Source organism: Streptomyces sp. NPDC038135 (assembly GCF_055601245.1).
Genome location: NZ_JBVJXS010000008.1, coordinates 107,197 through 129,757 on the forward strand (window position 1 = coordinate 107,197; position 22,561 = coordinate 129,757).

General features: G+C 74.3%; 25 protein-coding genes. 12 read left to right on the top strand and 13 right to left on the bottom strand.

Annotation, left to right across the window (positions count from 1 at the left end; genetic code table 11):
• Positions 1-11: 11 nt before the first annotated feature.
• A complete protein-coding gene (locus tag ACZ7JA_RS23270) occupies positions 12-965 on the bottom strand; it encodes a ribose-phosphate diphosphokinase (RefSeq protein ID WP_470810542.1) in 954 nt (317 codons plus the stop codon).
• A gap of 189 nt (positions 966-1,154) precedes the next feature.
• On the opposite strand from ACZ7JA_RS23270, the gene ACZ7JA_RS23275 reads away from it, so the two are divergent.
• Positions 1,155-1,817: a DUF4230 domain-containing protein gene (locus ACZ7JA_RS23275; RefSeq protein WP_351671324.1), complete on the top strand. Its 663-nt coding sequence runs from the start codon at positions 1,155-1,157 to the stop codon at positions 1,815-1,817.
• A gap of 3 nt (positions 1,818-1,820) precedes the next feature.
• Here ACZ7JA_RS23275 and ACZ7JA_RS23280 read toward each other — a convergent pair whose 3' ends face one another.
• The 6 genes from ACZ7JA_RS23280 to ACZ7JA_RS23305 are packed head-to-tail and all read right to left on the bottom strand — an operon-like array spanning position 1,821 to position 5,622.
• Positions 1,821-3,578 carry a complex I subunit 5 family protein gene (locus ACZ7JA_RS23280; RefSeq protein ID WP_470810153.1) on the bottom strand — a complete coding sequence of 586 codons (1,758 nt, stop codon included), beginning with the start codon at positions 3,576-3,578 and terminating at the stop codon, positions 1,821-1,823.
• Complete coding sequence (locus ACZ7JA_RS23285) at positions 3,578-3,925, bottom strand: sodium:proton antiporter (protein ID WP_351671417.1); 348 nt, start codon at positions 3,923-3,925, stop codon at positions 3,578-3,580. Before ACZ7JA_RS23285 ends, ACZ7JA_RS23280 begins: the two co-directional genes overlap by 1 nt.
• Before the next feature lie 10 nt (positions 3,926-3,935).
• On the bottom strand, positions 3,936-4,676 hold the full coding sequence (locus ACZ7JA_RS23290) for an MnhB domain-containing protein (RefSeq protein WP_470810155.1): 741 nt from the start codon (positions 4,674-4,676) through the stop codon (positions 3,936-3,938).
• Positions 4,673-4,933: a Na(+)/H(+) antiporter subunit B gene (locus ACZ7JA_RS23295; protein ID WP_351671315.1), complete on the bottom strand. Its 261-nt coding sequence runs from the start codon at positions 4,931-4,933 to the stop codon at positions 4,673-4,675. The genes ACZ7JA_RS23290 and ACZ7JA_RS23295 overlap by 4 nt, the downstream gene beginning before the upstream one ends.
• 33 nt (positions 4,934-4,966) lie before the next feature.
• A complete protein-coding gene (locus ACZ7JA_RS23300) occupies positions 4,967-5,419 on the bottom strand; it encodes an MrpF/PhaF family protein (protein ID WP_470810158.1) in 453 nt (150 codons plus the stop codon).
• Positions 5,416-5,622, bottom strand: coding sequence for a hypothetical protein (locus ACZ7JA_RS23305; protein ID WP_351671309.1), 207 nt, complete (start codon positions 5,620-5,622; stop codon positions 5,416-5,418). Before ACZ7JA_RS23305 ends, ACZ7JA_RS23300 begins: the two co-directional genes overlap by 4 nt.
• A 251-nt stretch (positions 5,623-5,873) precedes the next feature.
• Here ACZ7JA_RS23305 and ACZ7JA_RS23310 point away from each other — a divergent pair, with 251 nt between their 5' ends.
• On the top strand, positions 5,874-6,431 hold the full coding sequence (locus tag ACZ7JA_RS23310; protein ID WP_351671306.1) for a VanZ family protein: 558 nt from the start codon (positions 5,874-5,876) through the stop codon (positions 6,429-6,431).
• A 95-nt stretch (positions 6,432-6,526) separates the two neighbouring features.
• The gene (locus tag ACZ7JA_RS23315; protein ID WP_389301711.1) at positions 6,527-7,768 is read left to right on the top strand and encodes a ricin-type beta-trefoil lectin domain protein; all 1,242 of its coding nucleotides are present in this window, start codon (positions 6,527-6,529) and stop codon (positions 7,766-7,768) included.
• A 75-nt stretch (positions 7,769-7,843) separates the two neighbouring features.
• Here ACZ7JA_RS23315 and ACZ7JA_RS23320 read toward each other — a convergent pair whose 3' ends face one another.
• The 3 genes from ACZ7JA_RS23320 to ACZ7JA_RS23330 are packed head-to-tail and all read right to left on the bottom strand — an operon-like array spanning position 7,844 to position 9,967.
• Positions 7,844-8,092 carry a hypothetical protein gene (locus ACZ7JA_RS23320; protein WP_351671300.1) on the bottom strand — a complete coding sequence of 83 codons (249 nt, stop codon included), beginning with the start codon at positions 8,090-8,092 and terminating at the stop codon, positions 7,844-7,846.
• A gap of 35 nt (positions 8,093-8,127) precedes the next feature.
• The gene (locus ACZ7JA_RS23325) at positions 8,128-9,153 is read right to left on the bottom strand and encodes a DNA topoisomerase IB (RefSeq protein ID WP_470810162.1); all 1,026 of its coding nucleotides are present in this window, start codon (positions 9,151-9,153) and stop codon (positions 8,128-8,130) included.
• Between the two features lie 7 nt (positions 9,154-9,160).
• Entirely contained in the window at positions 9,161-9,967 is an 807-nt protein-coding gene (locus tag ACZ7JA_RS23330; RefSeq protein WP_351671294.1) for an SDR family oxidoreductase, read from the bottom strand.
• 162 nt (positions 9,968-10,129) lie between these two features.
• Here ACZ7JA_RS23330 and ACZ7JA_RS23335 point away from each other — a divergent pair, with 162 nt between their 5' ends.
• The 4 genes from ACZ7JA_RS23335 to ACZ7JA_RS23350 all read left to right on the top strand — a co-directional run bounded on the left by ACZ7JA_RS23335 (position 10,130) and on the right by ACZ7JA_RS23350 (position 13,454).
• Entirely contained in the window at positions 10,130-11,170 is a 1,041-nt protein-coding gene (locus ACZ7JA_RS23335) for a PHP domain-containing protein (protein WP_470810165.1), read from the top strand.
• Positions 11,171-11,209: 39 nt separating this feature from the next.
• Complete coding sequence (locus ACZ7JA_RS23340) at positions 11,210-11,881, top strand: HAD family hydrolase (protein ID WP_470810168.1); 672 nt, start codon at positions 11,210-11,212, stop codon at positions 11,879-11,881.
• A gap of 291 nt (positions 11,882-12,172) precedes the next feature.
• A complete protein-coding gene (locus ACZ7JA_RS23345) occupies positions 12,173-13,204 on the top strand; it encodes an SDR family oxidoreductase (protein ID WP_389301697.1) in 1,032 nt (343 codons plus the stop codon).
• Positions 13,205-13,235: 31 nt separating this feature from the next.
• Positions 13,236-13,454 (top strand): hypothetical protein, encoded by a 219-nt coding sequence (locus ACZ7JA_RS23350; RefSeq protein WP_393433241.1) that lies wholly within the window; start codon positions 13,236-13,238, stop codon positions 13,452-13,454.
• 178 nt (positions 13,455-13,632) lie between these two features.
• Here the strand turns inward: ACZ7JA_RS23350 and ACZ7JA_RS23355 are convergent, their stop codons facing one another.
• Positions 13,633-14,922 carry an ROK family transcriptional regulator gene (locus tag ACZ7JA_RS23355; protein WP_470810171.1) on the bottom strand — a complete coding sequence of 430 codons (1,290 nt, stop codon included), beginning with the start codon at positions 14,920-14,922 and terminating at the stop codon, positions 13,633-13,635.
• Between the two features lie 251 nt (positions 14,923-15,173).
• On the opposite strand from ACZ7JA_RS23355, the gene ACZ7JA_RS23360 reads away from it, so the two are divergent.
• The 4 genes from ACZ7JA_RS23360 (at position 15,174) to ACZ7JA_RS23375 (ending at position 19,506) form a co-directional block, all read left to right on the top strand.
• Complete coding sequence (locus tag ACZ7JA_RS23360; protein ID WP_389301689.1) at positions 15,174-15,668, top strand: FBP domain-containing protein; 495 nt, start codon at positions 15,174-15,176, stop codon at positions 15,666-15,668.
• A 94-nt stretch (positions 15,669-15,762) separates the two neighbouring features.
• Positions 15,763-17,016, top strand: coding sequence for an aromatic acid exporter family protein (locus tag ACZ7JA_RS23365; protein ID WP_351671273.1), 1,254 nt, complete (start codon positions 15,763-15,765; stop codon positions 17,014-17,016).
• A gap of 45 nt (positions 17,017-17,061) precedes the next feature.
• A complete protein-coding gene (locus ACZ7JA_RS23370) occupies positions 17,062-18,138 on the top strand; it encodes a hypothetical protein (protein ID WP_351671270.1) in 1,077 nt (358 codons plus the stop codon).
• 210 nt (positions 18,139-18,348) lie between these two features.
• Positions 18,349-19,506 (top strand): lactonase family protein, encoded by a 1,158-nt coding sequence (locus tag ACZ7JA_RS23375; RefSeq protein WP_470810544.1) that lies wholly within the window; start codon positions 18,349-18,351, stop codon positions 19,504-19,506.
• On the opposite strand, the gene ACZ7JA_RS23380 is transcribed toward ACZ7JA_RS23375, so the two are convergent.
• Together ACZ7JA_RS23380 and ACZ7JA_RS23385 are read right to left on the bottom strand one after the other, a co-directional pair.
• Positions 19,474-20,199, bottom strand: a complete 726-nt coding sequence (locus ACZ7JA_RS23380) for a DUF2470 domain-containing protein (protein ID WP_351671267.1) — start codon at positions 20,197-20,199, stop codon at positions 19,474-19,476. The genes ACZ7JA_RS23375 and ACZ7JA_RS23380 overlap by 33 nt on opposite strands.
• 79 nt (positions 20,200-20,278) lie before the next feature.
• Positions 20,279-20,884 carry a TetR/AcrR family transcriptional regulator gene (locus ACZ7JA_RS23385; protein ID WP_351671264.1) on the bottom strand — a complete coding sequence of 202 codons (606 nt, stop codon included), beginning with the start codon at positions 20,882-20,884 and terminating at the stop codon, positions 20,279-20,281.
• Between the two features lie 121 nt (positions 20,885-21,005).
• Here ACZ7JA_RS23385 and ACZ7JA_RS23390 point away from each other — a divergent pair, with 121 nt between their 5' ends.
• On the top strand, positions 21,006-22,535 hold the full coding sequence (locus ACZ7JA_RS23390; RefSeq protein WP_470810175.1) for a cytochrome P450: 1,530 nt from the start codon (positions 21,006-21,008) through the stop codon (positions 22,533-22,535).
• The last annotated feature ends 26 nt before the right edge of the window (positions 22,536-22,561 follow it).

A 22,561-nucleotide genomic window follows, 5' to 3' on the forward strand; every position in this document is an offset into this window, starting at 1 on the left:
GCTCCTCGCCGTCAGGCGCCCCGCGGGTCCTCGAACAGGGCGCTGACGGACTCGCCGTTGTGGATGCGGCGCACGGCCTCGGCGAGGGCCGGGGCGATCGACAGGACGCGGAGCTTGTCGGTGTGCTCGTCCGCCGGGATCGGCACGGTGTTGGTGCAGACGATCTCCAGCACGTCCGGCTGCTCGCTCAGCCGCTTGAGGGCGCCGGACGCGAACAGCCCGTGCGTGCACGCCACCCGGATCGAGCGCGGCCTCATCTCGCGCAGTTTCTGCAGCAGTTCGAGCACGGTGCTGCCCTTGGCGATCTCGTCGTCCAGGACGATGACGTCCCGGTCGGTGACCTCGCCGATGACGGAGCTGATGCTCACCCGGTCGTCCGCGAACCGCTGCTTGGCGCCCGCAGCCACCTGGGCGTCGATCAGCCGGGCGAAGGCGGCGGCCTCCTTGGCGTTGCCGAGGTCCGGGGAGACGACGGTGGTGCGCGTCAGGTCGTACCGCGCGAAGTGCGCGGCCAGTTCGCGCAGGGCGTGCAGATGGTCCACCGGCACCGAGAAGAAGCCGTGCACCTGGGGCGCGTGCAGGGTCATGGCGAGCACCCTGCTCGCGCCCGCGGCCGTCAGCAGGTCGGCGACCAGCCGGCCGCCGAGGGAGATGCGGGGCGCGTCCTTCTTGTCGGAGCGGGCGTAGGAGTAGTGCGGCATGACGACGGTGATCCGGGCGGCGGAGGCGCCCCGGGCGGCGTCGCACATCATCAGCAGTTCGACCAGGTGCTCCTGCACCGGCCGGACCAGCGGCTGGATCAGGAAGACGTCCCGCTCCCGGCAGTTGGCCTGGAGCTGCACCTCCAGGCAGTCGTTGGCGAACCGGCTGACCCGGGTCGGGCTGAGCGGCACGCCGAGGTGGGCGCAGACCTCCACGGCCAGCTCGGGATGGGCACTGCCACTGAAGACGGCGATGTCTCGCACGATCCGCTCCTCGCTGATCAGCACGGGCTGCGCCGTCATGCTACTGGCGGCGCTTCCCGGCCCCCGGCAGCGGTGTGCCGGACGCGCCCGTCCCGGCCGTGGTCCGGCGCCCGGGGCCGTCGTCCACTCAATGGCGCGGTCTGCTCCCGCGTTTGACGGGCATCAGTGTCAGCAGGAAGGAGGGTCGCCATGACGACTGAAGCCAGACGCCTGCCCCGCCGCATGCCCGGCTGGGCCAAGGTGGTGACCGCGTTCGTGCTGGTGCTGGTGGTGCTGTTCGCGGGCATCCGGCTGGCCGTGCTCCCGGGCATCAAGGACCTGTTCGGCACCGAGACGCACGACCGGAGCGGCCCCGCGCTCCTGAAGTCCATCCAGGACATGAGCCGTTACGACGCCGCCTCCGGCAACTTCCAGGTGGTCGTCGACCTGGAGAAGGACGCGAAGTTCCTGCCCGACGCGATCCGCGGCACCCGCACGCTGTACGTCGGCGCGGGCACCGTGGACGCCTATGTGGACCTCGGCGCGGTCGGGGACAAGGACGTGTCGGTGAACGGCGACCGGACGACGGCCACGCTCCGGTTGCCGCACGCGCGGCTCGGCAGGCCCGCCCTGGACCCGGACCGCTCCTACGCCGTGTCCAAGCAGCGCGGTCTGCTCGACCGGCTCGGCGACCTGTTCTCGGACAACCCCAACGGCGAGCAGGCGGTGCAGAAGCTCGCCGTGCGGCACATCGGCGACGCCGCGAAGGACAGCGGGCTGACCGGGCGGGCCGAGTCCAACACCACCGACATGCTGCAGGGGCTGCTGCACTCCCTCGGGTTCAAGGAGGTGCACGTGTCCTACGGGGCCTGAGCGTCAGCCGCCCAGGACGCCCGGCAGCGCCAGCGCCCCGAGCGCGGTGGCGCCCACCAGCAGCCAGGCCACGTAGTCGCCGACGTGGCCCGACTGCAGCCGGCGCAGGGGCAGGGCCCGGTCCGGGGCGCCCACCCGACCCGGCCGGGTCACGGCGGACGTGGCGAGGGCCACCGCGAGCAGCGCCGAGAGCAGGCCCAGCAGGACGCCGGCGAGCGTCCAGTGCGCGGAGGCGTGGGCGCCGCCAGAGCCGGCCTCGTTGACGGACCGGGCCACCACATCGCCGAAGCCCGGGGCGACCCCGGCGGCGAACGCGGCGGCGAGCAGCACGGCGGGCACCGCCGTCATGCTGTCCGGGACGCGCCGCAGGATGCCGGTCGTCTCCGGCCGCTCGTCGGAGCCGCTGGTCTCGTACTCCGCGTCCCGCGGGCGCGGGCCGAGGCCGAGGAACACCCGGGAGGTGACGCGCAGCACGGCCGCGCCGGTGACCGCGGAAGCACCCACGAACACCACGGTGAGCGGCCCGCCCACGGCCTCCTCGGCGATCGCCTTGCCGAGCGCCGTGCCGAACGGCGGCAGACCGGCGAGGGCGAGGCCGCCGACGGCGAACATCACCGCGAAGCCGCGCAGTTCCCGCGCCCTGCCGTGCAGGGCGTGCTCGTCGACGCTGCCGTACCGGTCGAGCAGGGCGCCGGAGCAGGCGAACAGCGCGGCCTTCACGGCGGCGTGGCCCAGGATGTACAGCGCGATCCCGTCGTCGCCCTCGGGGCTGAGCACGCCGAGGCCGATCAGGAACAGCCCGGTGTGCGCGACCGTCGAGTAGGCCAGGAGGCGCTTGATGTGCCGCTGGTACCAGCACATGGCAGAGCCGATGACGGCGGTGAGCGTGCCGAGCGTGACCAGGGCGCTGGTCAGTGCCGGGGCGGGAATGCCGCCGGGGCCGGCGAAGACCGTGCCGTACACCCGCCAGACGCCGTAGGAGCCGAGCTCGACCATGACGCCGGAGAGCAGCATGCAGACCGGGGTCGGCGCGACCGCGTGCGCGTCCGGGAGCCAGAAGTGGAACGGTACGGCCGCCGCCTTCACCAGCAGCCCGGTCATCACCAGTACGAAGGAGGCGAGGACCAGGGCGTCCGGCGGTCCGTGCGCGTCGAGCCCCCGGCCGATCCTCGTCATGGACAGCTCACCGGTGCGGGCGTACAGCAGCGCGATGCCCATCAGCAGGGCGTAGGCCCCCAGCGAGTTGACCACGCCGAAGGTCAGCGCGCCCTGCACCGCCTTCGCCTCGTCGATCCGGTAGCCGGTCAGCGCGTACGCGACCACGCTCATCAGCTCGAAGAACACGAAGGCGTTGAACAGGTCGCCCGCGATCGCGAACCCGCACATCGCGCCCTGGAAGGCCAGCATCAGCGCGGGGAAGGAGCCGGAGTGGCCGCGCGGCGGCTCGTCGAAGTACCGCCAGGAGTACGCGAGCGCCGCCAGGGTGAGCAGCGAGGCGAGGGTGGCCATGCCGAGGGCGGGCCCGTCGCCCACCAGCACGATGCCGACGCTGCCGGCGCCGGTGGGACGCCACCCGCCGGCCCACTCGACCAGCGGGGGTGGGGAGTGCGGCAGCAGGACCAGGGCGAGCGCGGCGGTGCCACCGGAGACCGCGCAGCCGGTGATCTCGGCGGCGCGCCGGGGCAGGAAGCGGCCCATGGCCACCAGCAGCGCGGCGCCGAGCAGCGGCACCGCGACGAGCAGCGGGAGCAGGTGGTGCATCAGCCGCGCAGCTCCCTGAGTTCGTCGGGGTCGACGGTGCCGTGCCGCTTGGCGATCTGCAGGACGAGGGCGAGCAGCATGGCGGTGACGGTGGCGCCGACGACGATGTCGGTGAGGGTGAGGGCCTGCACGACCGGGTCGACGACCGGCCGCGAGCCGGGCTTCAGGTCGGAGAAGACGGGCGCTGTGGCGCCGTCGCGGTAGCCCACCGCCAGCAGCAGGACGTACGTGGCCGACTGGCACACGGCCAGGCAGCCGACCGCGTGGATCAGATTGCGGCTGGTGGCCAGGCCGTAGGCGCCGGCCAGGAAGATGTAGGCGGCGACCAGGTAGGGCAGCACGTGCATCACGGCGCTCTCAACTCCCCTGTTCCTCCTCGATCTCGGCGGCCTGGTCCAGGAAGCCGGCGAGCAGTACGACCACCGCGCAGGCCACCTCCACTCCGATGGCCGCGTTCAGCAGCGGGACGATGCCGCCGGACGCCAGCGTGTTGAACGTCCCGTACGGCAGCAGCGTGTTGGCCAGGAAGGCGGTGCCCGCGACGACGCCGGCGAGGCCGAGCACGAGGTAGGCGCAGACCGCGAGGGCGTCGGAGGCCTCGAAGAGGCCGAGGGGGCGGACCCGTTCCAGGGCGCGGTAGTCGGCGCCGAGGTACAGCAGGTGCAGCGCGGTCGCGGCGACGACCCCGCCCTGGAAGCCGCCGCCGGGGCTGAGCTGGCCGTGTGCGACGACGTAGATGCCGGTGACCAGGGCGACGGGCAGCACGACCAGCGCGTAGCGGCGGACCGGCCGGGCCGGCTCGGCGGGCTCCGGCTGCGCCCGGTGCTCGTCGCGGGCCTGCCGCAGGAGCACCACGCAGCCGAGGACGGCGGCGAACAGGATGCTCATCTCGCCGAGCGTGTCGTAGGCCCGCTGGTCGAAGTTGACGGAGGCGACGGTGTTCGCGGTGTGCCGGGCGAGGGAGGCCCGGACGGCCCGGTCGCCGTAGGGGTGGCTCGCGCCGCCGAAGGAGGGCAGGTCAAGGGCGGCGGCGACCAGCAGGGCGGCCAGCCCGGCCCCGCCCACGGCGAGCAGCCACAGCCGCAGCCGGCGGCTCACCGGGACTCGTCCTCGGTCCGGCCGCGCCGGCGGACCTTGCGCACGGACAGCATGACGAGCAGCGGGGTGACGGCGGAGCCCACGGCCAGCTGCGACAGGCCGACGTCCGGGGCCTGGAGCACGGTGAACAGCACGGCCAGCGTGACGCCCAGCAGGGACAGCACCAGGGCCTGCCGCGCCGGATCGCGCACCGCCACCGCGGCGGTGGCGGTGGCCGCCACCAGCAGCAGCGCCACGACGATCACCGCGTCGGCCATGCCGCACCTCCCCCGCGACCGCCGCGCGCCGTGTCAGTCACCGCGCACCTCCTCGAACCCGCTCGACAGCGCACGGGAGGCGATGAGGTTCCCGCCGACCAGCAGGACGCCGGTCACCAGCAGCTTCACCATGGCCCGGCCCGGCCCGACGGCCACGCACACGGCCACCACGACCACCGCGCCGAGCGTGGCCGCGGCCCAGGTCAGGCCCCAGGCGGCGGGCCGTTCACCCGCCAGGTCGGCGGCGAGCAGACGGGCGAAGACGAGGGTGCCGACCGGGCCCAGGAGGGCCATCAGCAGTGCGAGGTCGACGTAGGCGGGGCGGTCGTAGCCCTGGGCGAGCAGCAGCAGCGCCGGGCAGGCCACGGAGGTGGTCAGGTTCTGCGCCACCACCCGGCGGGGCAGCGGGCCGGAGGCCACCCCCCACAGCACGGCCGCCCCTCCCCCGGCCAGCAGGACGGTCGCCGCCAGGATCCAGCCGTTCACCGCCAGGTCACCGCCCGCCGTCCGGCCCGGGCGAGCAGCGCCCCCACCGCGGCGGCGCTCGCGCCGACGATCCGCTCCAGGGTGTCGACGGAGGTGATGAGAACCAGCCACAGCAGGGCGAGGGCGGTCCACCAGGCCAGCAGCTCGGCCAGGGCGAGCAGGACGGTGCGCGGGGTGCCGCGCGGGGACGTGCGCCCGGTCATCGCCGTCTCCTCGGTCCGCTCGGCTGGGCGTTGTGCGGCGGTTCGTTCCGATACGCCGCTCGGGGCATCCAAGCACCGCCCGGCCCGCGAAGGGCGGGCGGCACGCGGGTCCGGGGGCCGGAGTGCCCCGGAGGCGTGAACGGAAACCGCCGACGCGCTACGGCCGCCGTCCGGGCGACGGCATTCCGCGCCGGTTCAGGGGTAACCGCGCTGGGAAACGGGGACGTTGTCTATTCCAGGAGAGTGACCGAATGGCCCGGACCGCGCTACGCCTGCCCACCGCGCTGCGCACGCCCAAGAAGCGGGAGACGCCCGCCCGGACCCGCCCGGCGGCCGCACCGCACGCGCTCGCGCTTCCGCTGCGGCTGCTGGCGATGCTGGTCGCGTTCGCGTTCATGGTTGCGTTCGCGGTCGTACTGGCCCGGCTCACGCTGCAGCCGTCCCCGGCGTCGGTGTCGCTGACGCACAGCAATCTGCACCCCGGGCGGTCGCTGTCGGCCTACTTCGAGTACGCGCCGTGGCGGGACACGGTCAAGCAGATCGGCGGGAACGTGCTCCTCGGCGTGCCTTTCGGGGTGTTGGTCCCGGTCCTGGCGCCGCGCGCCCGGGGCATGCTCCAGGTGCTGGTGCTCACGGCCCTGGTGATGCTGGTGGTGGAACTGATCCAGGGCGCGCTGGTCACCGGGCGGGCCTTCGACATCGACGACGTCATCCTCAACACCACGGGCGCGCTGCTCGGTTGGCTGCTGCTGGGCCGGCGGCTCGGGCGGTCGGTGCACCGCCGGGTGAAGCCCGCGGAAACTGAGTGAGCGTCAGAAACTGGTCCGGACCAGAGTATTGACCGGTTCTTATCTCACGCCTTGAATCAAGAGGGCATCTCACCCCCCACTCCGAACGGAGAGACATGCCCTCCCCACGCCTGCTCCGCAGATGTCTGTTCGCCGTCCTGTCCGCCGCGCTGGTCGGCTCGGCCGCCGTCGGCCCGGCCCGCGCGCAGGGCGACGCCCCGGCCGGGGCGGCCGCCGCGGCCGTCTCCACCTTCTCCGACTCCTTCGACGGGGCCGCCGGCTCGGGCGTCGACTCCTCGAAGTGGACCCTGGAGACGGGTGACAACGTCAACAACCACGAGCGGCAGTACTACACCTCCGGTACCAGGAACGCGGCCCTGGACGGCCAGGGGCACCTGGTCATCACGGCCCGGAAGGAGAATCCGGCGGGCTACCAGTGCTGGTACGGCAGTTGCCAGTACACCTCGGCCCGGCTCAACACCTCGGGGAAGTTCAACGCGCAGTACGGTCATGTCGAGGCCCGGATGAAGATCCCGCGGGGGCAGGGCATGTGGCCCGCGTTCTGGATGCTCGGCACCCCGGTGAACTGGCCGGACTCGGGTGAGATCGACGTGATGGAGAACGTCGGCTTCGAGCCCTCCACCGTGCACGGCACCATCCACGGCCCCGGCTACTCCGGCTCGGGCGGCATCGGCGCCGGCTACACCCTGCCGGGCGGCCAGGCCTTCGCGGACGCCTTCCACACCTTCGCCGTCGACTGGGCGCCCGACTCGATCACCTGGTCCGTGGACGGCAACGTCTACCAGCGCCGCACGCCCGCCGACCTCGGCGGCAAGACCTGGGTGTTCAACAAGCCGTTCTTCCTGATCCTGAACCTGGCGGTCGGCGGCTACTGGCCGGGCGACCCGGACGGCTCCACCCAGTTCCCGGCGCAACTGGTGGTCGACTCGGTCTCGGTGACCACGAGCGACAGCGCCGCCGGGGTGGCGATCCGCGGCCTGGCGGGCAAGTGCGTGGACGTGGCCGCCGCGAACTCCGCCAACGGCACACCGGTCCAGCTCTACGACTGCAACGGCACGGCGGCCCAGCAGTGGACGGTGGGCGCGGACGGCACGATCCGGGCGCTCGGCAAGTGCCTCGACGTCACCAGCGGCGGCACCGCCGACGGCACGCCCGTCCAGCTCTGGGACTGCAACGGCACCGCCGCCCAGAAGTGGGCCCTCCCGGCGGCCCGCGACATCGTCAACCCGCAGGCGAACAAGTGCCTGGACGTGAGCGGGAACAACTCGGCCAACGGCACCCGGCTGCAGATCTGGACCTGCACGGGCGGCGCCAACCAGAAGTGGACCGTGGGCTGAGCACCGCGGTACCGGGGCCGTCGCGGGCACGCAAGCCCCGCGGCGGCCCGTCCGGGCCGCCGCGGGCGGTCGCCTTCAGTGGTGCAGGGTCCAGGTGTACTTGTCGCCGCCCACCCAGCGGATGGAGTCCGGGTCGTCCAGATCATGGATGGGCAGGCCGTGGGACGCGGCGGCCTCCAGTACGTCGGTGATGGTCCTGGCCTCACCGATGACCTCACCGTCGATCTCCATGATCCGGAACGGCGGCCCGCCGTGCTTGCCCGGGCACACACCGAGCACCAGGATCCGTGGGTGGGAGATGTGCGGAACTCCTTGTTCGGTCATGCAATAGAGCGTAGAACGGCTCGCGGGCCGACGGCTCATCCGTGTGCGCCGTCCAGGAGTCCGAGGACCGCCGCCTCGACGGCTCCCTGGGTGGCGGGGCGCCCGAAGTCCCCGTGCTCCCCCAGTCGGCCCAGCGCCGGGGCGATCGTCACGCCCCGCTCGAACAGCTCGAAGACTCTCGGGTCGATGTAGGAGGCCCGGCATACCGCGGGCGTGTTGCCGAGGTAGTGGCTGACCTCGCGGACGGCGCGGGCCGTCTGCCGGCGCCGGGCGGCCTCGCTCCCGCGGGCGCCGCCGGCTGTGACGGCGACCGCGACGGCGGCGAGCACGGTGGCGTGCCAGGTGCGGAAGTCCTTCGCGGTCACGTCGATGCCGGAGAGCCGGCGCAGCGCCTCGTTCAGGTCGTCGCCGTGCAGGTCGTGCCAGACACCGTGGTCGCGGAAGGCGAGGAAGCGGTCCCCGCCGCCCGGCCGGCGCAGCAGCGCGCGGGCGACGGCGTGCGCCTCGTCGTCGACCAGGGCGCGGACCGTCTCGGTGCCGCCCTTGGCGGGGAAGCTGAAGGCGATCTCGCCGCGGCCGCAGCTCACGTGCTCGCGCAGCATGGTCGTCAGGCCGTAGGTCTCGCTGGTACGGGTGTGCCGGTCGCTGCCGGTGCGGAAGAAGCCGAGGTCCAGCAGGCGGACGGCGCAGGCGGTGACCCGGGGCCGGCTCAGTCCGCGTCCGGTGAGGTCGGCGGAGACCCGGGCGCGCAGCTCCGGCAGGGCGCGCGCGACACCGCGTACGTGCTCGTGCTTGGCCTTGTCCTGCTGGGCCCGGAACTGCTCGTGGTACAGGTACTGTCGGCGTCCGGCGGCGTCGGTGCCCACCGCCTGGAGGTGGCCGTTGGGCCAGGGGCAGATCCACACGTCCCGCCAGGCCGGCGGGATGGCGAGGGCCCGGATCCGGGCCCGCTGGGCGGGGTCGGTCAGGGGCGCGCCGGACTCGTCCCGGTAGCGGAAGCCCCGGCCGGCGCGGATGCGGGTGAAGCCCGGCCAGTCCCAGGAGCTGGTGCGCAGTCTCATGGTGCCGTCAGGGCCGTCGCCAGTCGTCGCCGGTCAGATGCGAGCCGGCCTGCGGGCCCATGCGCAGCATGCCGCCGTCGACGCTCCAGGAGGCGCCGGTGACGTAGGAGGCGTCCGGGCTCGCGAGGAACGCGATCACGGCGGCGACCTCGCGGGCGTCGCCGGGGCGTCCGAGGGGTACGCCGGGACGGCGCTCGGTGTGCACGTCGGTGTCCTCCTGTCCGGTCATCGGGGTGGCGATCTCGCCGGGCGCCACCGCGTTCACCGTGATGCCGTGCTCGGCCAGTTCCAGGGCCATCACCTGGGTGAGGAGCCCCAGCCCGCCCTTGGCCGCGCAGTACGGGGCCGCGCCCACCCGGGGCTGGTGCTCGTGGACGGAGGTGACGTTGACGATCCGGCCGCCGCCGCCCTGCGCGATCATGTGCCGGGCCGCCTTCTGCCCGCACAGGAAGGGCCCGACGAGGTCCACGTCGAGCACCCGGCGCACGTCCTCGAGGCCGAGGTCGAGGAAGGGCGTCATGGTGCCCGTGCCGGCGTTGTTGACCAGGACGTCGACGCGGCCGAGTTCGGCGCACAGCTCGTCCACGGTGTCCGCGGCGCCGGGCAGTTCGGTGAGGTCGAGCCGGGCCACGGCCGCCCGGCGGCCCCGCTCCCGGACCTCCCGCGCCGTCTCCTCGGCGCCCTTCTCGTCGCTGTGCCAGGTGATGCCGACGTCCAGCCCCGCCTCGGCCAGGCGTACGGCGGTGGCGCGGCCGATGCCGGAGTCGGAGCCCGTGATCACGGCCACTCGGGGGGTGTCGGCGGAAGCGGACATCGCAGGTCTCCTCGCAGGCGGGCACGTCGACGGGACTCCGCAGTACCCGGCGGCCGCACCGGCAAACCGCCGTAGGTCCCGGCGTCCGCGCCGCCCGGTGACGTGCGGGCGGGGCCGGTCCGGGGAACCCTGGAGGGGCTTCACCGACCTGGAGGTGCACGCATGGACCCCGTGGCGGCGCTGGACCGGATCGCCTTCCTGCTGGAGCGGTCGCTGGCTCCCACGTACCGGGTCAAGGCCTTCCGGACCGCCGCCCGGGTGCTGTCCGCGCTGCCCGACGAGGAGGTCGCGGAGCGGGCGGCGGCCGGGACGCTGGAGGCGCTGAAGGGGGTCGGCCCGAAGACCGCGCAGGTGGTCCGGGAGGCGCTGGCCGGGGAGCAGCCCGGCTATCTGCGCAAGCTGGAGGACGAGGCCGCCGCGCCGGACGCGGGCGGCCCCGGGGCGGAGCTGCGGGCGCTGCTGCGCGGGGACTGCCACACCCACTCGGACTGGTCGGACGGCGGCAGCCCGATCGAGGAGATGGGGCTGACGGCGGCCCGGCTGGGCCACGAGTGGACGGTGCTGACCGACCACTCCCCCCGGCTGACCGTGGCCCGGGGCCTGTCGCCCGAACGGCTGCGCGAGCAGCTCGCGGTGGTGGCGGAGCTCAACGCGCGGTGGGCGCCGTTCCGGCTGCTCACCGGGATCGAGTGCGACATCCTCGAGGACGGCTCGCTCGACCAGGAGCCCGGGCTGCTGGAGCGACTGGACGTCGTGGTGGTGTCGGTGCACTCCAAACTGCGGATGGACGCCCGCTCGATGACCCGCCGGATGGTGGCCGCGGTCCGCGACCCGCACGCGGACGTGCTCGGTCACTGCACCGGGCGGCTGGTCACCGGGCGCGGCCGGCCCGAGTCGGAGTTCGACGCGGACGAGGTCTTCGCGGCCTGCGCCGAGTCCGGTACGGCCGTGGAGATCAACAGCCGGCCCGAGCGGCTGGACCCGCCCCGGCGGCTGCTGCGCCGCGCGGTGGCCGCGGGGACGCTGTTCGCGATCGACACCGACGCGCACGCCCCCGGACAGCTCGACTGGCAGATCCTCGGCTGCGCCCGCGCCGAGGAGTGCGGGGTGCCCGCCGGACGGGTGGTGAACACCTGGGCCGCCGACGAGCTGCTGGCCTGGACGCGTGAGGGCCGCGTACCGGCGCGCGTGGCGGGTCCCTGAGGTGGTACCCGGAAGGGGCCGAGAGAAAGGAACCCCCGGATGGACCGCGCCGCCGTGTTCGACGTCGACGGAACGCTCGCCGACACCAACCATCTGCATGTCGTGACCTGGTGGGAGGCTTTCCGGCAGGCGGGCCACGACGTGCCCATGCACGCCGTGCACCGGGCCGTGGGCCTCGGTTCCGACGACCTGGTCGCGCATCTGCTCGGCGACGGCCGGGACGAGGAGCAGGACGCCGCGCTGAGCGACGCGCACAAGGCCCTCTACGGCCAGTACTTCGAGCGGCTGCAGGCCCTGCCGAAGGCCGGCGAGCTGCTGCGGCGGCTGCACGCGGACGGCTGGCGGGTGGTGCTGGCCACCTCCGCGAGCGGCGCCGAGCTGGGTGCGCTGCGCCGGGCGATCGACGCGGACGAGGCCATCGTGGGCACGGCGAGCGCCGACGACGTGGCGGAAGGCAAACCGGCTCCGGAGCCGGTGGAGCGCGCGCTGAAGCTGGCCGGGGTGCCCGCGTCCCGGGCGGTGTTCGTCGGGGACACCGTGTGGGACATGCGGGCCGGCGCGAAGGCCGGGGTGCGCTGTGTGGGCCTGCTGTGCGGCGGGATCCCGCGGGCCGATCTGGAGGAGGCGGGGGCCGAGGCGGTGTACGACGATCCCGCGGACCTGCTCGCCCGGCTGGCCGACAGCCCGCTGGACCGGATCGCGGCGGAGTGACGCAGGTCATGGTGGACCGCCGGAACACCACGGGGTGGTTGCCCGTTGAACCAGCCGTGGGTGCGGACGGGACAGTGTCCCCGGGCCTCACCTTTTGCCCACAGGGACGATCGTCCGGCTGAAGCCCTGTGGAGCGTCTCGCCGAGAGGCGACCGCCGTCCGCGCCCACCACAAGCCGCCCCGGCCGTGTCTCCCCCGTCACGGCCGGGGCTTTCTCGTGCCCCGCCGTGTGCGCGCCGGGCCGCCGGGTACCCGGCGGGTCCGCCGAAGTCTCCGCGGAAGGAGCCGAAGGTGACCAGCGCAGTGGGCAGCAGGGTCGTGGTGACGGGCGCCACCGGCAACGTCGGTACGAGCGTGGTGCGCGTCCTGTCCGACGATCCGGGGGTCAAGTCGGTCCGGGGCATCGCGCGCCGGACGCCGGCGTGGTCCCCGCCGAAGACGGAGTGGTCGGCGGTCGATCTCGCCTCCGAGACCGCCAACCTGGCCGAACGGTTCGAGGGCGCCGACGCCGTGATCCACCTGGCCTGGGCGTTCCAGCCGACGCACGATCCGGCGACCACCTGGCGGACCAACGTGCTGGGCGGCAACCGGGTGTTCGAGGCGGTCGCCGCGGCCCGGGTGCCGGTGCTGGTGCACGCCTCCTCCGTGGGGGCGTACTCGCCGGGCCCGAAGGACCACGCGGTGGACGAGTCCTGGCCGACGCACGGGTGGCCGGACGCCGCGTACTGCCGGGAGAAGGCGTACCTGGAGCGCACCCTCGACATCTTCGAGCGCGATCACCCCGAGGTGCGGGTGGTCCGGATGCGGCCGGGCTTCCTGTTCAAGCGCGAGTCGGCGAGCGAGCAGCGGCGGATCTTCGGCGGACGCTTCCTGCCGGGCCCGCTGGCCCGGCCCGAGATGCTGCCGTTCCTGCCGGACGTGCCGGGGCTGCGGATGCAGGTGCTGCACACGGACGACGCCGCCGAGGCCTACCGGCTCGCGGTGCACTCGGAGGCCGCGCGGGGCGCGTTCAACCTGGCCGCCGACCCGCCGGTGGACGCGGCCCTGCTGGGCGAGATGCTCGGCACCCGTCCGGTCCGGCTGCCCCGCACCGCCGCCCGGTCGGCGCTCGCCGCGGCCTGGGGGCTGCGGCTGGTCCCGGCCTCCCCGCACCTGTTCGACGCGGTCCTGCGGCTGCCGCTGATGGACTGCTCCCGGGCCCGCACCGAGCTGGGCTGGCGCCCCCGGCACACGGCCGAGGAGGTGCTGCGGGAGTTCCTGGACGGACTGCAGCAGGGCGGCGGCATGGAGACCGAGCCGCTGCGCGGACGGAAGGTCGGCTGAACCGCGGCCGGCGTGAGAGGGGAGGCAACCCATGACCGTACAGTCGGAGCCCGAGCCGGAGCCCGGGCGCGATGAGCATCCCGTTCCCAGGGACCCGCCCGACCAGCAGGCCGGCGCCGGCGCCGACCGGCTGGACGCCGGGCCGGAAGCCCGGCCCGGCGAGGAGGGCACGGCCCCGGACGAGGGGACCCGGACGGACGACGGCATCGGGACCGACGAGCGGCCCGAACCGGACGAGCCCGCGGACTGACGGCCTGGGCCGCGTCCGCGACGTCGCGTCGTTCGCCCGCAGGGCGGGCGTCGCGGCGTCCGGTGCGTGCTCCCGGTTCGCCGGCCGGATGCCCCCGTACCGGGTGCACTCGGGCCCTCGGCCGGTGCGGCGAGAACGCGTGCCGGGCGTCGCGCCGCGGGCGCGTCGCGGACACGGCCTAGCGCGGCGCCCGCTCCTCCAGGGCGGCCCGCCAGGCCGGATGGCGGTCCTCCGCGACCGGTTCGGCACGGCGGCCGCCACGGGCGAAGAAGTCGGCGAGCGGCAGGATCGCGGCGCCCACGGTGACCGCGTCGGGGCCGAGCCGGCCGAGTTCGATGGTGACCTTGTCGGCCGGGTGCCGCAGGGCGTACGTCGAGGCGTGGCGGCGCACGGCGGGCAGGAAGCGGGTGCCGAGCTGCAGACCGGCCCAGCCGCCGATGAGGATCCGCTCCGGCTGGAAGAGGTTGATCAGGTCGGAGAGCCCGGCGCCCAGGTACTCGGCGGTCTCCTCCAGGACCGCGAGCGCGATCGGGTCCGGGTCGCCGCCGTCCAGCGGATAGGCGGCGGCCAGCATCGCGGTGAGCGCGGTCTCCTCGTCGGCGTCCTCGGGCGGCCGTCCGCCCTCCTCGCGCCAGCGGGCGAGCAGCGACTCGGCACCGGCGTAGGCCTCCAGGCAGCCCGGCGCCCCGCACCGGCAGCGGCGTCCGCGCACCCGTACCGTCAGATGGCCCCACTCGACGGCCCGTCCGTGCTCCACCTCCGGTGTGACCAGGCAGGCGCCGACGCCGGAGCCGAAGAGCACGACCACCGCGTTGCGGGCGCCCCGCCCGGCGCCGAACCACATCTCGGCCTGGCCGAGGGTCTTGGCCCCGTTGTCTATGAAGTAGCGGACCGCCTGCGGGAGCTGCGAGGTGGAACGCAGCAGCTCCTCCAGGGGCACCCCGTCCCAGCCGATGGTCTGCCCGTGGACGACGGTGCCCCGGTCTGCGGTGTGTTCGACGATGCCGGGCACGCCCACGCCCACGCCGAGCAGCCGCTCGGGCACGGCCTCCGGGGCCGCGAGCACCTCGGCGATGCCGTCGCGGATGTGGCCGACGATCCCGTCGACGTCGTAGCCGTCCTGGGTCAGGGGCCGTTCGGCGCGGGCGAGTTCGGTGAGCGCCAGATCGAACAGTTCGACCCGAACCCGGGTCTCGCCGACGTCGACGCCGATCATCTGGCCGCTGTGCGGAGCGACGCGCAGCAGCGTACGGGGGCGGCCGCCGTCGGAGTCGACGCTGCCGGCCTCCTCGATCAGGCCGTCGGCGACCAGGTCCGCGACCACGTTGCTGACGGAGCCGGAGCTCAGCCCGGTCGCCGGGCCCAGTTCGAAGCGGCTCAGCGGGCCGTCGAAGTACAGCCGTTGCAGCAGGGCCGTGCGGTTCCCCCGCCTGAGGTCCCGTACCGTCCGCCCGTTCCGCCCCGCCATGTGGCTCCCTCCGAACCCTGTCCCGACCTGCAACATACCTCTCGCGCCAGCCGGGACGCGACTTTCCGACAACCCTTATTTCATGTATTGAGCTAACCATCGCGGCGCCCCTGGACGCCCCTCGCCCTCCCCTCGCGGTACAGCGTACGGAAATCCGTTGGCCCGCTCCGCCGTTGGCTATCTACGCTAGCCATGAACCTAGAGGGTCTAGGTTCGCTCCTCGGCACACGGAATCCGGAAGGACCCCTCTCATGCGACCGCTCACCGAGCAGGACATCCGCGCCTCCTTCGTCAACTGCTCCAAGGGCGAGGCCAAGCGGCTGGCGGTGCCCCGGGATCTGGGCGAACGCCCCTGGGACGACCTGGACTTCCTCGGCTGGCGGGATCCGGGGGCGCCCGACCGGAGCTATCTGGTCGCCGAGCGGGAGGACGGGCTCGTCGGGGTGGCGTTGCGCTACCCGGCCGCGCGACGCGGGCTGCTGCACCGCAGCCTGTGCTCGGTGTGCCTGACGACGCACCCCGGCGGCGGGGTGTCCCTGATGACGGCGCGGAAGGCCGGTCCGGCGGGCCGGGAGGGGAACTCGGTCGGGGTGTACATGTGCACGGACCTGGCCTGCTCGCTGTACGTCCGCGGGAAGAAGGTGCCGGAGTCGGGGGGCCGGTTCGAGGAGAGCCTGACCCTGGAGGAGCAGATCGCCCGTGCGACGGGCAATCTGCACGCCTTCCTCGACAGGATCCGCGACTGACGCGCCCCGTGCGGGCGACCGGCAGGCGTCACGGATGGACGCCTCCCCGATCAGGGACGTTCGGCCCGGCCGAGGAGCGGGAACAGGCCAAGGGATGTACGACGTACGAGAGTGGACCACGGCACTGAAGCGTCTGGTGATGCGCTACCGGGAGCCGGTGGTCGTCCAGACGCTGCGGTCCGCCGCCGCGGCGACGATCGCCTACGTGATCGCGCTGCGCCTGAGTCCCGAACCGGCTCCGCTGACCTCCCCCCTGACCGCCCTGCTGGTCGTCCAGGTCACCTTCTACGCCACCCTCACCAACGGCATCCGCCGGGTGAACTCGGTGGTCGCCGGGGTGCTGGTCGCCATCGCGTTCAGCCTGCTGGTGGGCCTGACCTGGTGGAGCCTGGCACTGCTGATCGTGGCCTCGCTCGGCGTGGGACACCTGGTGCGGGTCGACGAGTACGTGGCCGAGGTGGCGATCAGCGCCATGCTGGTGCTCGGGGTCACCACCGTCGGCTTCACCGCCTGGGCCCGGATCGTGGAGACGCTGATCGGCGCGGTCGTGGGCATGGCCTGCAACCTGCTGCTGCCGCCACCGGTCTGGGTGGACAAGGCGGGCGAGTCGATCGAGGACCTGGCCCGCCGGGTGCGGCAGCTGATGCTGCGCATGGGCGAGGAGGCCGCGGGCCGCGTCTCCTGGGAAATGGCCGCCGAGCGGCTGCACGAGGCCCGCCGACTCGACCAGCACATCGCCCAGGTGGACGCCTCGCTGCGGCAGGCCGAGGACAGCCTGCGGCTCAATCCGCGCGTCAAGGAGGGCCTGCTGCACCGGGTGGTGCTGCGCACCGGCCTGGACACGCTGGAGATCTGCACGGTGGTGCTGCGGGTGCTGGCCCGTTCCTTCACGGACCTGGCCAAGGCCCGCGGCTCGGAGGACCTGTTCCCGGCGGACGCCGGCGCGACCGTGGAGCAACTGCTCTCCGAGATCGCCGACGCGATCGTCAGCTTCGCGGTCCTCGTGACCACCGATCTGAGCGAGAACGCCGAGTCGGCGGAGGCACGGCTCGCCGCCGAGCTGCACACCGCGGCCGGCACCCGTGACCGGCTGGCCGAACTGCTCCGGGACGAGGTCGGCAAGGACTGGGAGAACTGGCAGCTCATGGGGGCCGTGCTGACCGAGGTGAACCGGATCATCGCCGAGCTCGACACCGAGCACCGCACCCGCCGCCTGCTGGAGGAGCTGGACCGGGTGTCGCGGGAGCAGCGGGCGAGGCTGCCGCGGATGAGCCGGCTGCGTGAGCGCCTCGGCGTGCAGGAGGACCTGTGGCGGAACCGTACGGGGTTCGGCGAGCGTTCTCCGTGAGAGGTGCCGCGGCGGGGCCGGCACCACGAGGAGAGGGGGTCGCCGATGGCCGGCACCGAGGTGCGGATCGACGGGAACACACTGAGGCTGCCGGGCGGCGTGGCGGTGCGGTTCGTCCGCACGCTGCGGCTGCCCGAGAAGGGCACGCATCCGCTGCCGCCGGGGCTCGGCGAGTTCCCGGTGCGGCGGGTCTCCGACTTCGGCGACCGGGTTCCCGAGGAGTGGCGCCGGCGCGGTGGCGTGATGCTGCCGGTGTACCTGCGGGAGGCCATGTGGCTGAGTTTCACCGGTACGACGGAGCCGGCCGCCCTCCAGGTGGGCGTGGGCAAGGTGTGCGCCGTGTCCGGGAAGCCGTGGCGCGACCACCTGGTCCGCAGGCCGCAGAACTACGTCGTGCTCCCCCGCCAGCCCTGGCTGGACGGCATCAACTCCGGCAAGGGCACGGTCCGGCAGTTCGTCGCGGTGCCGCTCGGGCTCGGGGCGACGGTGGAGGGCCAGGTCACCGGCGAGGAGGTGTGGGGCGGCGTACAGCTCCAGGCGTTCGGGCTGAAGGAGCACGCGCTGGCCGAGTGGCGGCGCGAGGAGCGGGAGCGGCAGCAGCGGCTGCGGTCCGCCGGGCCGTTCGGGGGCTACGGCGCGCCCCCGCCGGGCGGCGGGCCCGTCCCCATGGCGGCGGCCGCTCCCGGCGCCGCCCTGCCGCCGCCCGCCGCCCCGGCCGGCGCCGCTCCCCCGCGCCGCGCGGCGGCGATGGGGCTGGGGGTCGGCGGCTCGATGCGCCAGGAGGTCTACCAGGACGACCGGCCGCTGAGGGACTGGTCCGACGCACCGGCCGGGCGGGTCTTCGTCCATCTGGTCACGCCTCCCGAGTGGCGCCGCATCACCGGCGAGGCGCCGCCGCCGTCGCCGGTGGACCGGGCGGCGTACACGCGGGCCGGACTGCCGTGGTTCGACTACTACGACGAGGACGCCGAGGATCTGGACCCCACCGGCACCCTGACGGGCGTGAAGCCGGTCGGCGACTGGCTGGGCGACGACCTGGACCCCTGGCAGCAGCCGTCCCCGGGGCAGGTGACCCCGCTGAAGGACACGCCGGGCAAGCCGGTCGAGGACGGTGAGTGGTAGGCCCCCACCCGGTTGCGAGACGCGCGACGACCGTTGCCGTTCTTGCCTTCGGCGGCCGGTCCGCGCCAAGGTGGCTGCGCCAGCGGGACGACCGACGACCTGAGGTGCGGCATGGACGAGGAGGAACGGACGGTGCGCGGCGGCTCTCCCGCGCCCGGCCGGGGCCGGGAACCGGTGACGGGCTGGAGCAGGCGCCGGTTCGTCGGGGCCGTGGCGGGCGCCGCCGCCGTGGTGGCGGTGCCCGCCACCGCGGCCGACCCGCCCGCGCCCGCCCCGCCGGCCGCTCCGCCTCCGCGGACCGGTGAGCGCACGGCGGTCCGGCCGTCGCACGGGGCGGACCGCCCCCGCCCGCTGTACGTGGGCACCTACACCTCCGTCGAGGGCGGCGGGGCCGGCGTCGCACTGGCCGAGTACGACCCGGGGACCGGCCGGATCACCGGCACCGGGACGCTCACCGGCGTTCCCGACCCGTCGTACCTCGCGGTCCACCCGGACGGCCGCACGCTGTACGCGGTCGACGAGCGCCAGGACGGCGCGGTCACCGCCGTCCGCCTGGCCGACCACAAGGTCCTGGGCGCACGCGCCACCGGCGGGGCCGGCCCCTGCCATCTCTCGGTCCACCCCGGCGGCCGCTGGCTGCTGAGCGCCGACTACGGGTCGGGCAGCGTCGCCGTGCACCCCGTCGGCGCCTCGGGCGCGCTCGGCGAGCGCACCGACCTGGTCACGCACACCGCCCCGCCGCCCGGCCCCGGCCAGCAGGGGCCGCACGCGCACCAGTTCGTCACCGCGCCGGACGGCGGCCATGTGCTCGCCGTCGACCTTGGCACGGACACCGTCTACAGCTACCGCCTCGACGAGAAGCGGGGCACGCTCACCGAGGTGGCCCGGGCGCGGACCAGGCCGGGCGCGGGCCCGCGCCATCTGACCTTCCACCCCGGCGGCCGCCACGCCTACCTGGCCAACGAGGTGGACGACACGGTCGCCGTCTGCGCCTACGATCCGCCTACCGGCCGCCTGACGATCGGCGACCCGCAGCCGACGGGCTCGTCCGGGGGCACCAACTACCCGGCGCAGTTCCTGGTGACCGCGGACGGCTCCTACGCGTTCCTCGCCAACCGCGGCCACAACAGCCTCGCGCGGTACGCCGTCGAGGACTCCGGGGCCCGGCTGCGGCTGCTCGGCACGGTGCCGGTGGCCGGTGACTTCCCGCGGCAGATCGCGTTCTCGCCGGACGGCCGGCTGCTGTTCGCGGCGAACCAGCGCTCCGGCACGGTCAGCGTGTTCCACGTGGACGCGTCGAGCGGCGGACTGCGCCTGGCGGGTGAGCCGTTCGCGTCACCCGTCGCCGTCTGCGCGCTGCCGCTGTAGGGCGCGGGGGCGGACGGCGGCGCTCGCCCGGGCCAGCAGTGCGTGCATCCGCTCGGCGAGCTGGGCGACGTCGTCGGCGGGGGTGTGGAACGGCAGCCGTACGTCGGCCTGGGTGCGGGCCCGTTCGACGCGCAGGGTGAGGCCGTGCCGGTCGACGGCGAGCGGCACCACGCGGATCGCGGCGTGCAGGCTCTCGGGGCGCACGAGCCGGGTGAGCCGTTCGACGGCGTCCGGGTGGGCGCCGGCGAGGTGGGTGAGCAGCCGGGCCTCCGCGCCGGCGAGCGGGTCGGGGCGGGCGGCGGCGAACTCGTCCGGGTCGACGGACACCGAACCGGACGGCTGCCACAGCACCGCACGGGTGGGCCGCAGGAGCAGCGAGTCGCCGACGGGGGTGAACCAACCGGCCAGCCGGAGGCGGGACCGGATCCGCCGGCGCACCGGCACCGGGGCCGCGTCGGCGAACTCGACGACGGCGGTCGGCTCGCCGCGCGGGGCGCACAGCGCGGCCGCGGCCAGGGCGCTGTCCTCGGGCACGTCCAGCAGCACTCCCCCGTCGGCGGTCACGCGGTGCGCGCCGACGTACTCCTCGCGGGCGCCGTCCGCCGTCACCGCGCACGACCACGCGGCCGCCGCGACCGACCGCGCCCGCTGCGCCGCGCCGGGTCCGGCCGACCGGTCCTGGATGTCACCCATTCCCTGCCTCCTTAGGTAAGCCTTGCCTAACCTATCGAAGATCCGAGCGCGCGCCAACCACGCCTCGGCAGAGGGTGCGTCAGGCGATGACTCCCAGGAGCGCCCGGGCGCACAGGTCGCGGACCTGGTCCCGGGCCGGTTCGCCGTCCCGCAGCCACTCCAGGCAGACGGCGGTGGTGAAGGCCAGCCAGCCGCGCACGGCGAGCCGCACCCCGGGGGCGCCCTCGAAGGCCGGCCCGAACTCGGGGTCCACGGCCAGGGCGGCCAGGATCTGCCGCTCCTGGGCGGCGAGGGCCCGCCGGTAGACGCGGCGCACGGCCTGGTCGCCGGCCGCGTCGGCGCGGTGGAAGGCGCGGAAACCGTGCGCGTGCGCCTGGACGTAGGCGAGATAGGTGTCGAGGCCGGCGAGGAGCTGGTCGCGCACCGGCACCCCGGGCACGGCCGCCGTCATGCGCAGCATCCGCTCGCTCTCGCGCTCCACGACCGCGGCGAAGAAGTCCCGCTTGTTCGGGAAGTAGTGGTAGAGCAGCCCGCGGGAGACCCCCGCGATCTCGGCGACCCGCTCGATCCGGACCTCGTCGTACGGGCTCTCCGAGAACAGTCTCGCGCCGACCGAGAGCAACTGCTCGCGGCGCTCCTCGGTGCTGAGTCTGCGCCGGGCGCGTTCCCCCTGGTTCGCGGGCATGCCGTCACTTTACTTGACGCCGGTTCAACAAGCGGCCCACACTGGAACCCGTTATTGAACCCACGTACAACACGCGCGCGGCGCAGGTTCAACCATCCGCTGGGTCAAGGGAGATCGCGTCATGGCGGAGACGACGGACGCCGGGCTGCCCAAGGGCTTCCGGGGCGCCGAGCAGGGCTGGCCCGAGCTGCACCGCATCCCCCACCCGCCGCGCCGGCTGCCCCTGCTCGGCGACGTGCTCGGCGTCGACCGGCACCGGCCGCTACAGGACTCCATGCGCTTCGGCCGTGAGCTGGGCCCGGTCTTCCGCCGCCGGGTGTTCGGCAACGAGTTCGTGTTCCTGTGGGGATCACGGCTCGTCGCGGACCTCGCCGACGAGTCCCGGTTCGCCAAGCACGTCGGCCTCGGGGTGGCCAACCTGCGCCCGGTCGCCGGGGACGGGCTGTTCACGGCGTACAACCACGAGCCGAACTGGCAGCTGGCGCACGACGTGCTGGCGCCCGGCTTCAGCCGCGAGGCCATGGCGGGCTACCACTCGATGATGCTGGCGGTGGCGGAGCGGCTGACCGGCCACTGGGACCGCGAACTGGCGGCCGGCCGCACAGTGGACGTGCCCGGCGACATGACCAAGCTGACCCTGGAGACGATCGCGCGCACCGGGTTCGGGCACGACTTCGGCTCCTTCGAACGGGACCGGCCGCATCCGTTCGTGACCGCGATGGTCGGCACGCTCAGCTACGCGCAGCGCCTGAACAGCGTGCCCGTGCCGCTGGCGCCGCTGCTGCTGCGGGGCGCCTCCCGGCGCAACGCCGCCGACATCGCCCACCTGGACCGCACGGTCGACGAGGTCGTGGCGGCCCGGCGGCGCTCGGGCGGCGGCGACGGGGACCTGCTGGACCGCATGCTGGACACCGCGCACCCGGAGACCGGGGAGCGGCTGTCCGCCGAGAACGTGCGCAAGCAGGTGATCACGTTCCTGGTCGCCGGCCACGAGACCACCTCGGGCGCGCTGTCCTTCGCCCTGTACTACCTCGCCCGGCACCCGGAGGTCGCCGCCCGGGCCCGCGCCGAGGTGGACCGCGTCTGGGGCGACACCCCGGAACCGGGCTACGAGCAGGTCGCCAAGCTGCGCTACGTGCGCCGGGTGCTGGACGAGTCGCTGCGGCTGTGGCCGACCGCGCCCGCCTACGCCCGCGAGGCCCGGCAGGACACGGTGCTGGCCGGGGAGCACCCGATGCGGCGCGGGGCGTGGGCGCTGGTCCTGCTGCCCCTGCTGCACCGCGACCCGGAGGTGTGGGGCGAGGACGCCGAGCGGTTCGATCCGGACCGCTTCGAGGCGGGCGCCGTACGGGGCCGTGCCCCGCACACCTTCAAGCCGTTCGGCACCGGCGCGCGGGCCTGCATCGGCCGCCAGTTCGCGCTGCACGAGGCGACCCTCGTCCTCGGCCTGCTGCTGCGCCGCTACGACCTGCGCGCCGACCCCGCCTACCGGCTCCGGGTCACCGAGCGCCTGACGGTGATGCCGGAGGGACTGCGCCTGCGCCTGGAACGCCGGCCCGCGCCGGCCGCGGCGACCCCGGCCCCGGTCACCGTCCCCGACGACGGCCCCGGCGCGGCCACCCGCTGCCCGGTGAGCGGCGCGGGCGCCTGAACCCCGCCGGCCGAAACCGGCGCGGC

Excerpts from the sequence above, each read along its gene's own strand:
- ACZ7JA_RS23275 (WP_351671324.1), top strand. The coding sequence starts at position 1,155 with ATGACGACTGAAGCCAGACGCCTGCCCCGCCGCATGCCCGGCTGGGCC.
- ACZ7JA_RS23280 (WP_470810153.1), bottom strand. The coding sequence starts at position 3,578 with ATGCACCACCTGCTCCCGCTGCTCGTCGCGGTGCCGCTGCTCGGCGCC.
- ACZ7JA_RS23285 (WP_351671417.1), bottom strand. The coding sequence starts at position 3,925 with ATGCACGTGCTGCCCTACCTGGTCGCCGCCTACATCTTCCTGGCCGGC.
- ACZ7JA_RS23295 (WP_351671315.1), bottom strand. The coding sequence starts at position 4,933 with ATGGCCGACGCGGTGATCGTCGTGGCGCTGCTGCTGGTGGCGGCCACC.
- ACZ7JA_RS23305 (WP_351671309.1), bottom strand. The coding sequence starts at position 5,622 with ATGACCGGGCGCACGTCCCCGCGCGGCACCCCGCGCACCGTCCTGCTC.
- ACZ7JA_RS23310 (WP_351671306.1), top strand. The coding sequence starts at position 5,874 with ATGGCCCGGACCGCGCTACGCCTGCCCACCGCGCTGCGCACGCCCAAG.
- ACZ7JA_RS23315 (WP_389301711.1), top strand. The coding sequence starts at position 6,527 with ATGCCCTCCCCACGCCTGCTCCGCAGATGTCTGTTCGCCGTCCTGTCC.
- ACZ7JA_RS23320 (WP_351671300.1), bottom strand. The coding sequence starts at position 8,092 with ATGACCGAACAAGGAGTTCCGCACATCTCCCACCCACGGATCCTGGTG.
- ACZ7JA_RS23325 (WP_470810162.1), bottom strand. The coding sequence starts at position 9,153 with ATGAGACTGCGCACCAGCTCCTGGGACTGGCCGGGCTTCACCCGCATC.
- ACZ7JA_RS23330 (WP_351671294.1), bottom strand. The coding sequence starts at position 9,967 with ATGTCCGCTTCCGCCGACACCCCCCGAGTGGCCGTGATCACGGGCTCC.
- ACZ7JA_RS23335 (WP_470810165.1), top strand. The coding sequence starts at position 10,130 with ATGGACCCCGTGGCGGCGCTGGACCGGATCGCCTTCCTGCTGGAGCGG.
- ACZ7JA_RS23340 (WP_470810168.1), top strand. The coding sequence starts at position 11,210 with ATGGACCGCGCCGCCGTGTTCGACGTCGACGGAACGCTCGCCGACACC.
- ACZ7JA_RS23350 (WP_393433241.1), top strand. The coding sequence starts at position 13,236 with ATGACCGTACAGTCGGAGCCCGAGCCGGAGCCCGGGCGCGATGAGCAT.
- ACZ7JA_RS23355 (WP_470810171.1), bottom strand. The coding sequence starts at position 14,922 with ATGGCGGGGCGGAACGGGCGGACGGTACGGGACCTCAGGCGGGGGAAC.
- ACZ7JA_RS23360 (WP_389301689.1), top strand. The coding sequence starts at position 15,174 with ATGCGACCGCTCACCGAGCAGGACATCCGCGCCTCCTTCGTCAACTGC.
- ACZ7JA_RS23365 (WP_351671273.1), top strand. The coding sequence starts at position 15,763 with ATGTACGACGTACGAGAGTGGACCACGGCACTGAAGCGTCTGGTGATG.
- ACZ7JA_RS23370 (WP_351671270.1), top strand. The coding sequence starts at position 17,062 with ATGGCCGGCACCGAGGTGCGGATCGACGGGAACACACTGAGGCTGCCG.
- ACZ7JA_RS23380 (WP_351671267.1), bottom strand. The coding sequence starts at position 20,199 with ATGGGTGACATCCAGGACCGGTCGGCCGGACCCGGCGCGGCGCAGCGG.
- ACZ7JA_RS23385 (WP_351671264.1), bottom strand. The coding sequence starts at position 20,884 with ATGCCCGCGAACCAGGGGGAACGCGCCCGGCGCAGACTCAGCACCGAG.
- ACZ7JA_RS23390 (WP_470810175.1), top strand. The coding sequence starts at position 21,006 with ATGGCGGAGACGACGGACGCCGGGCTGCCCAAGGGCTTCCGGGGCGCC.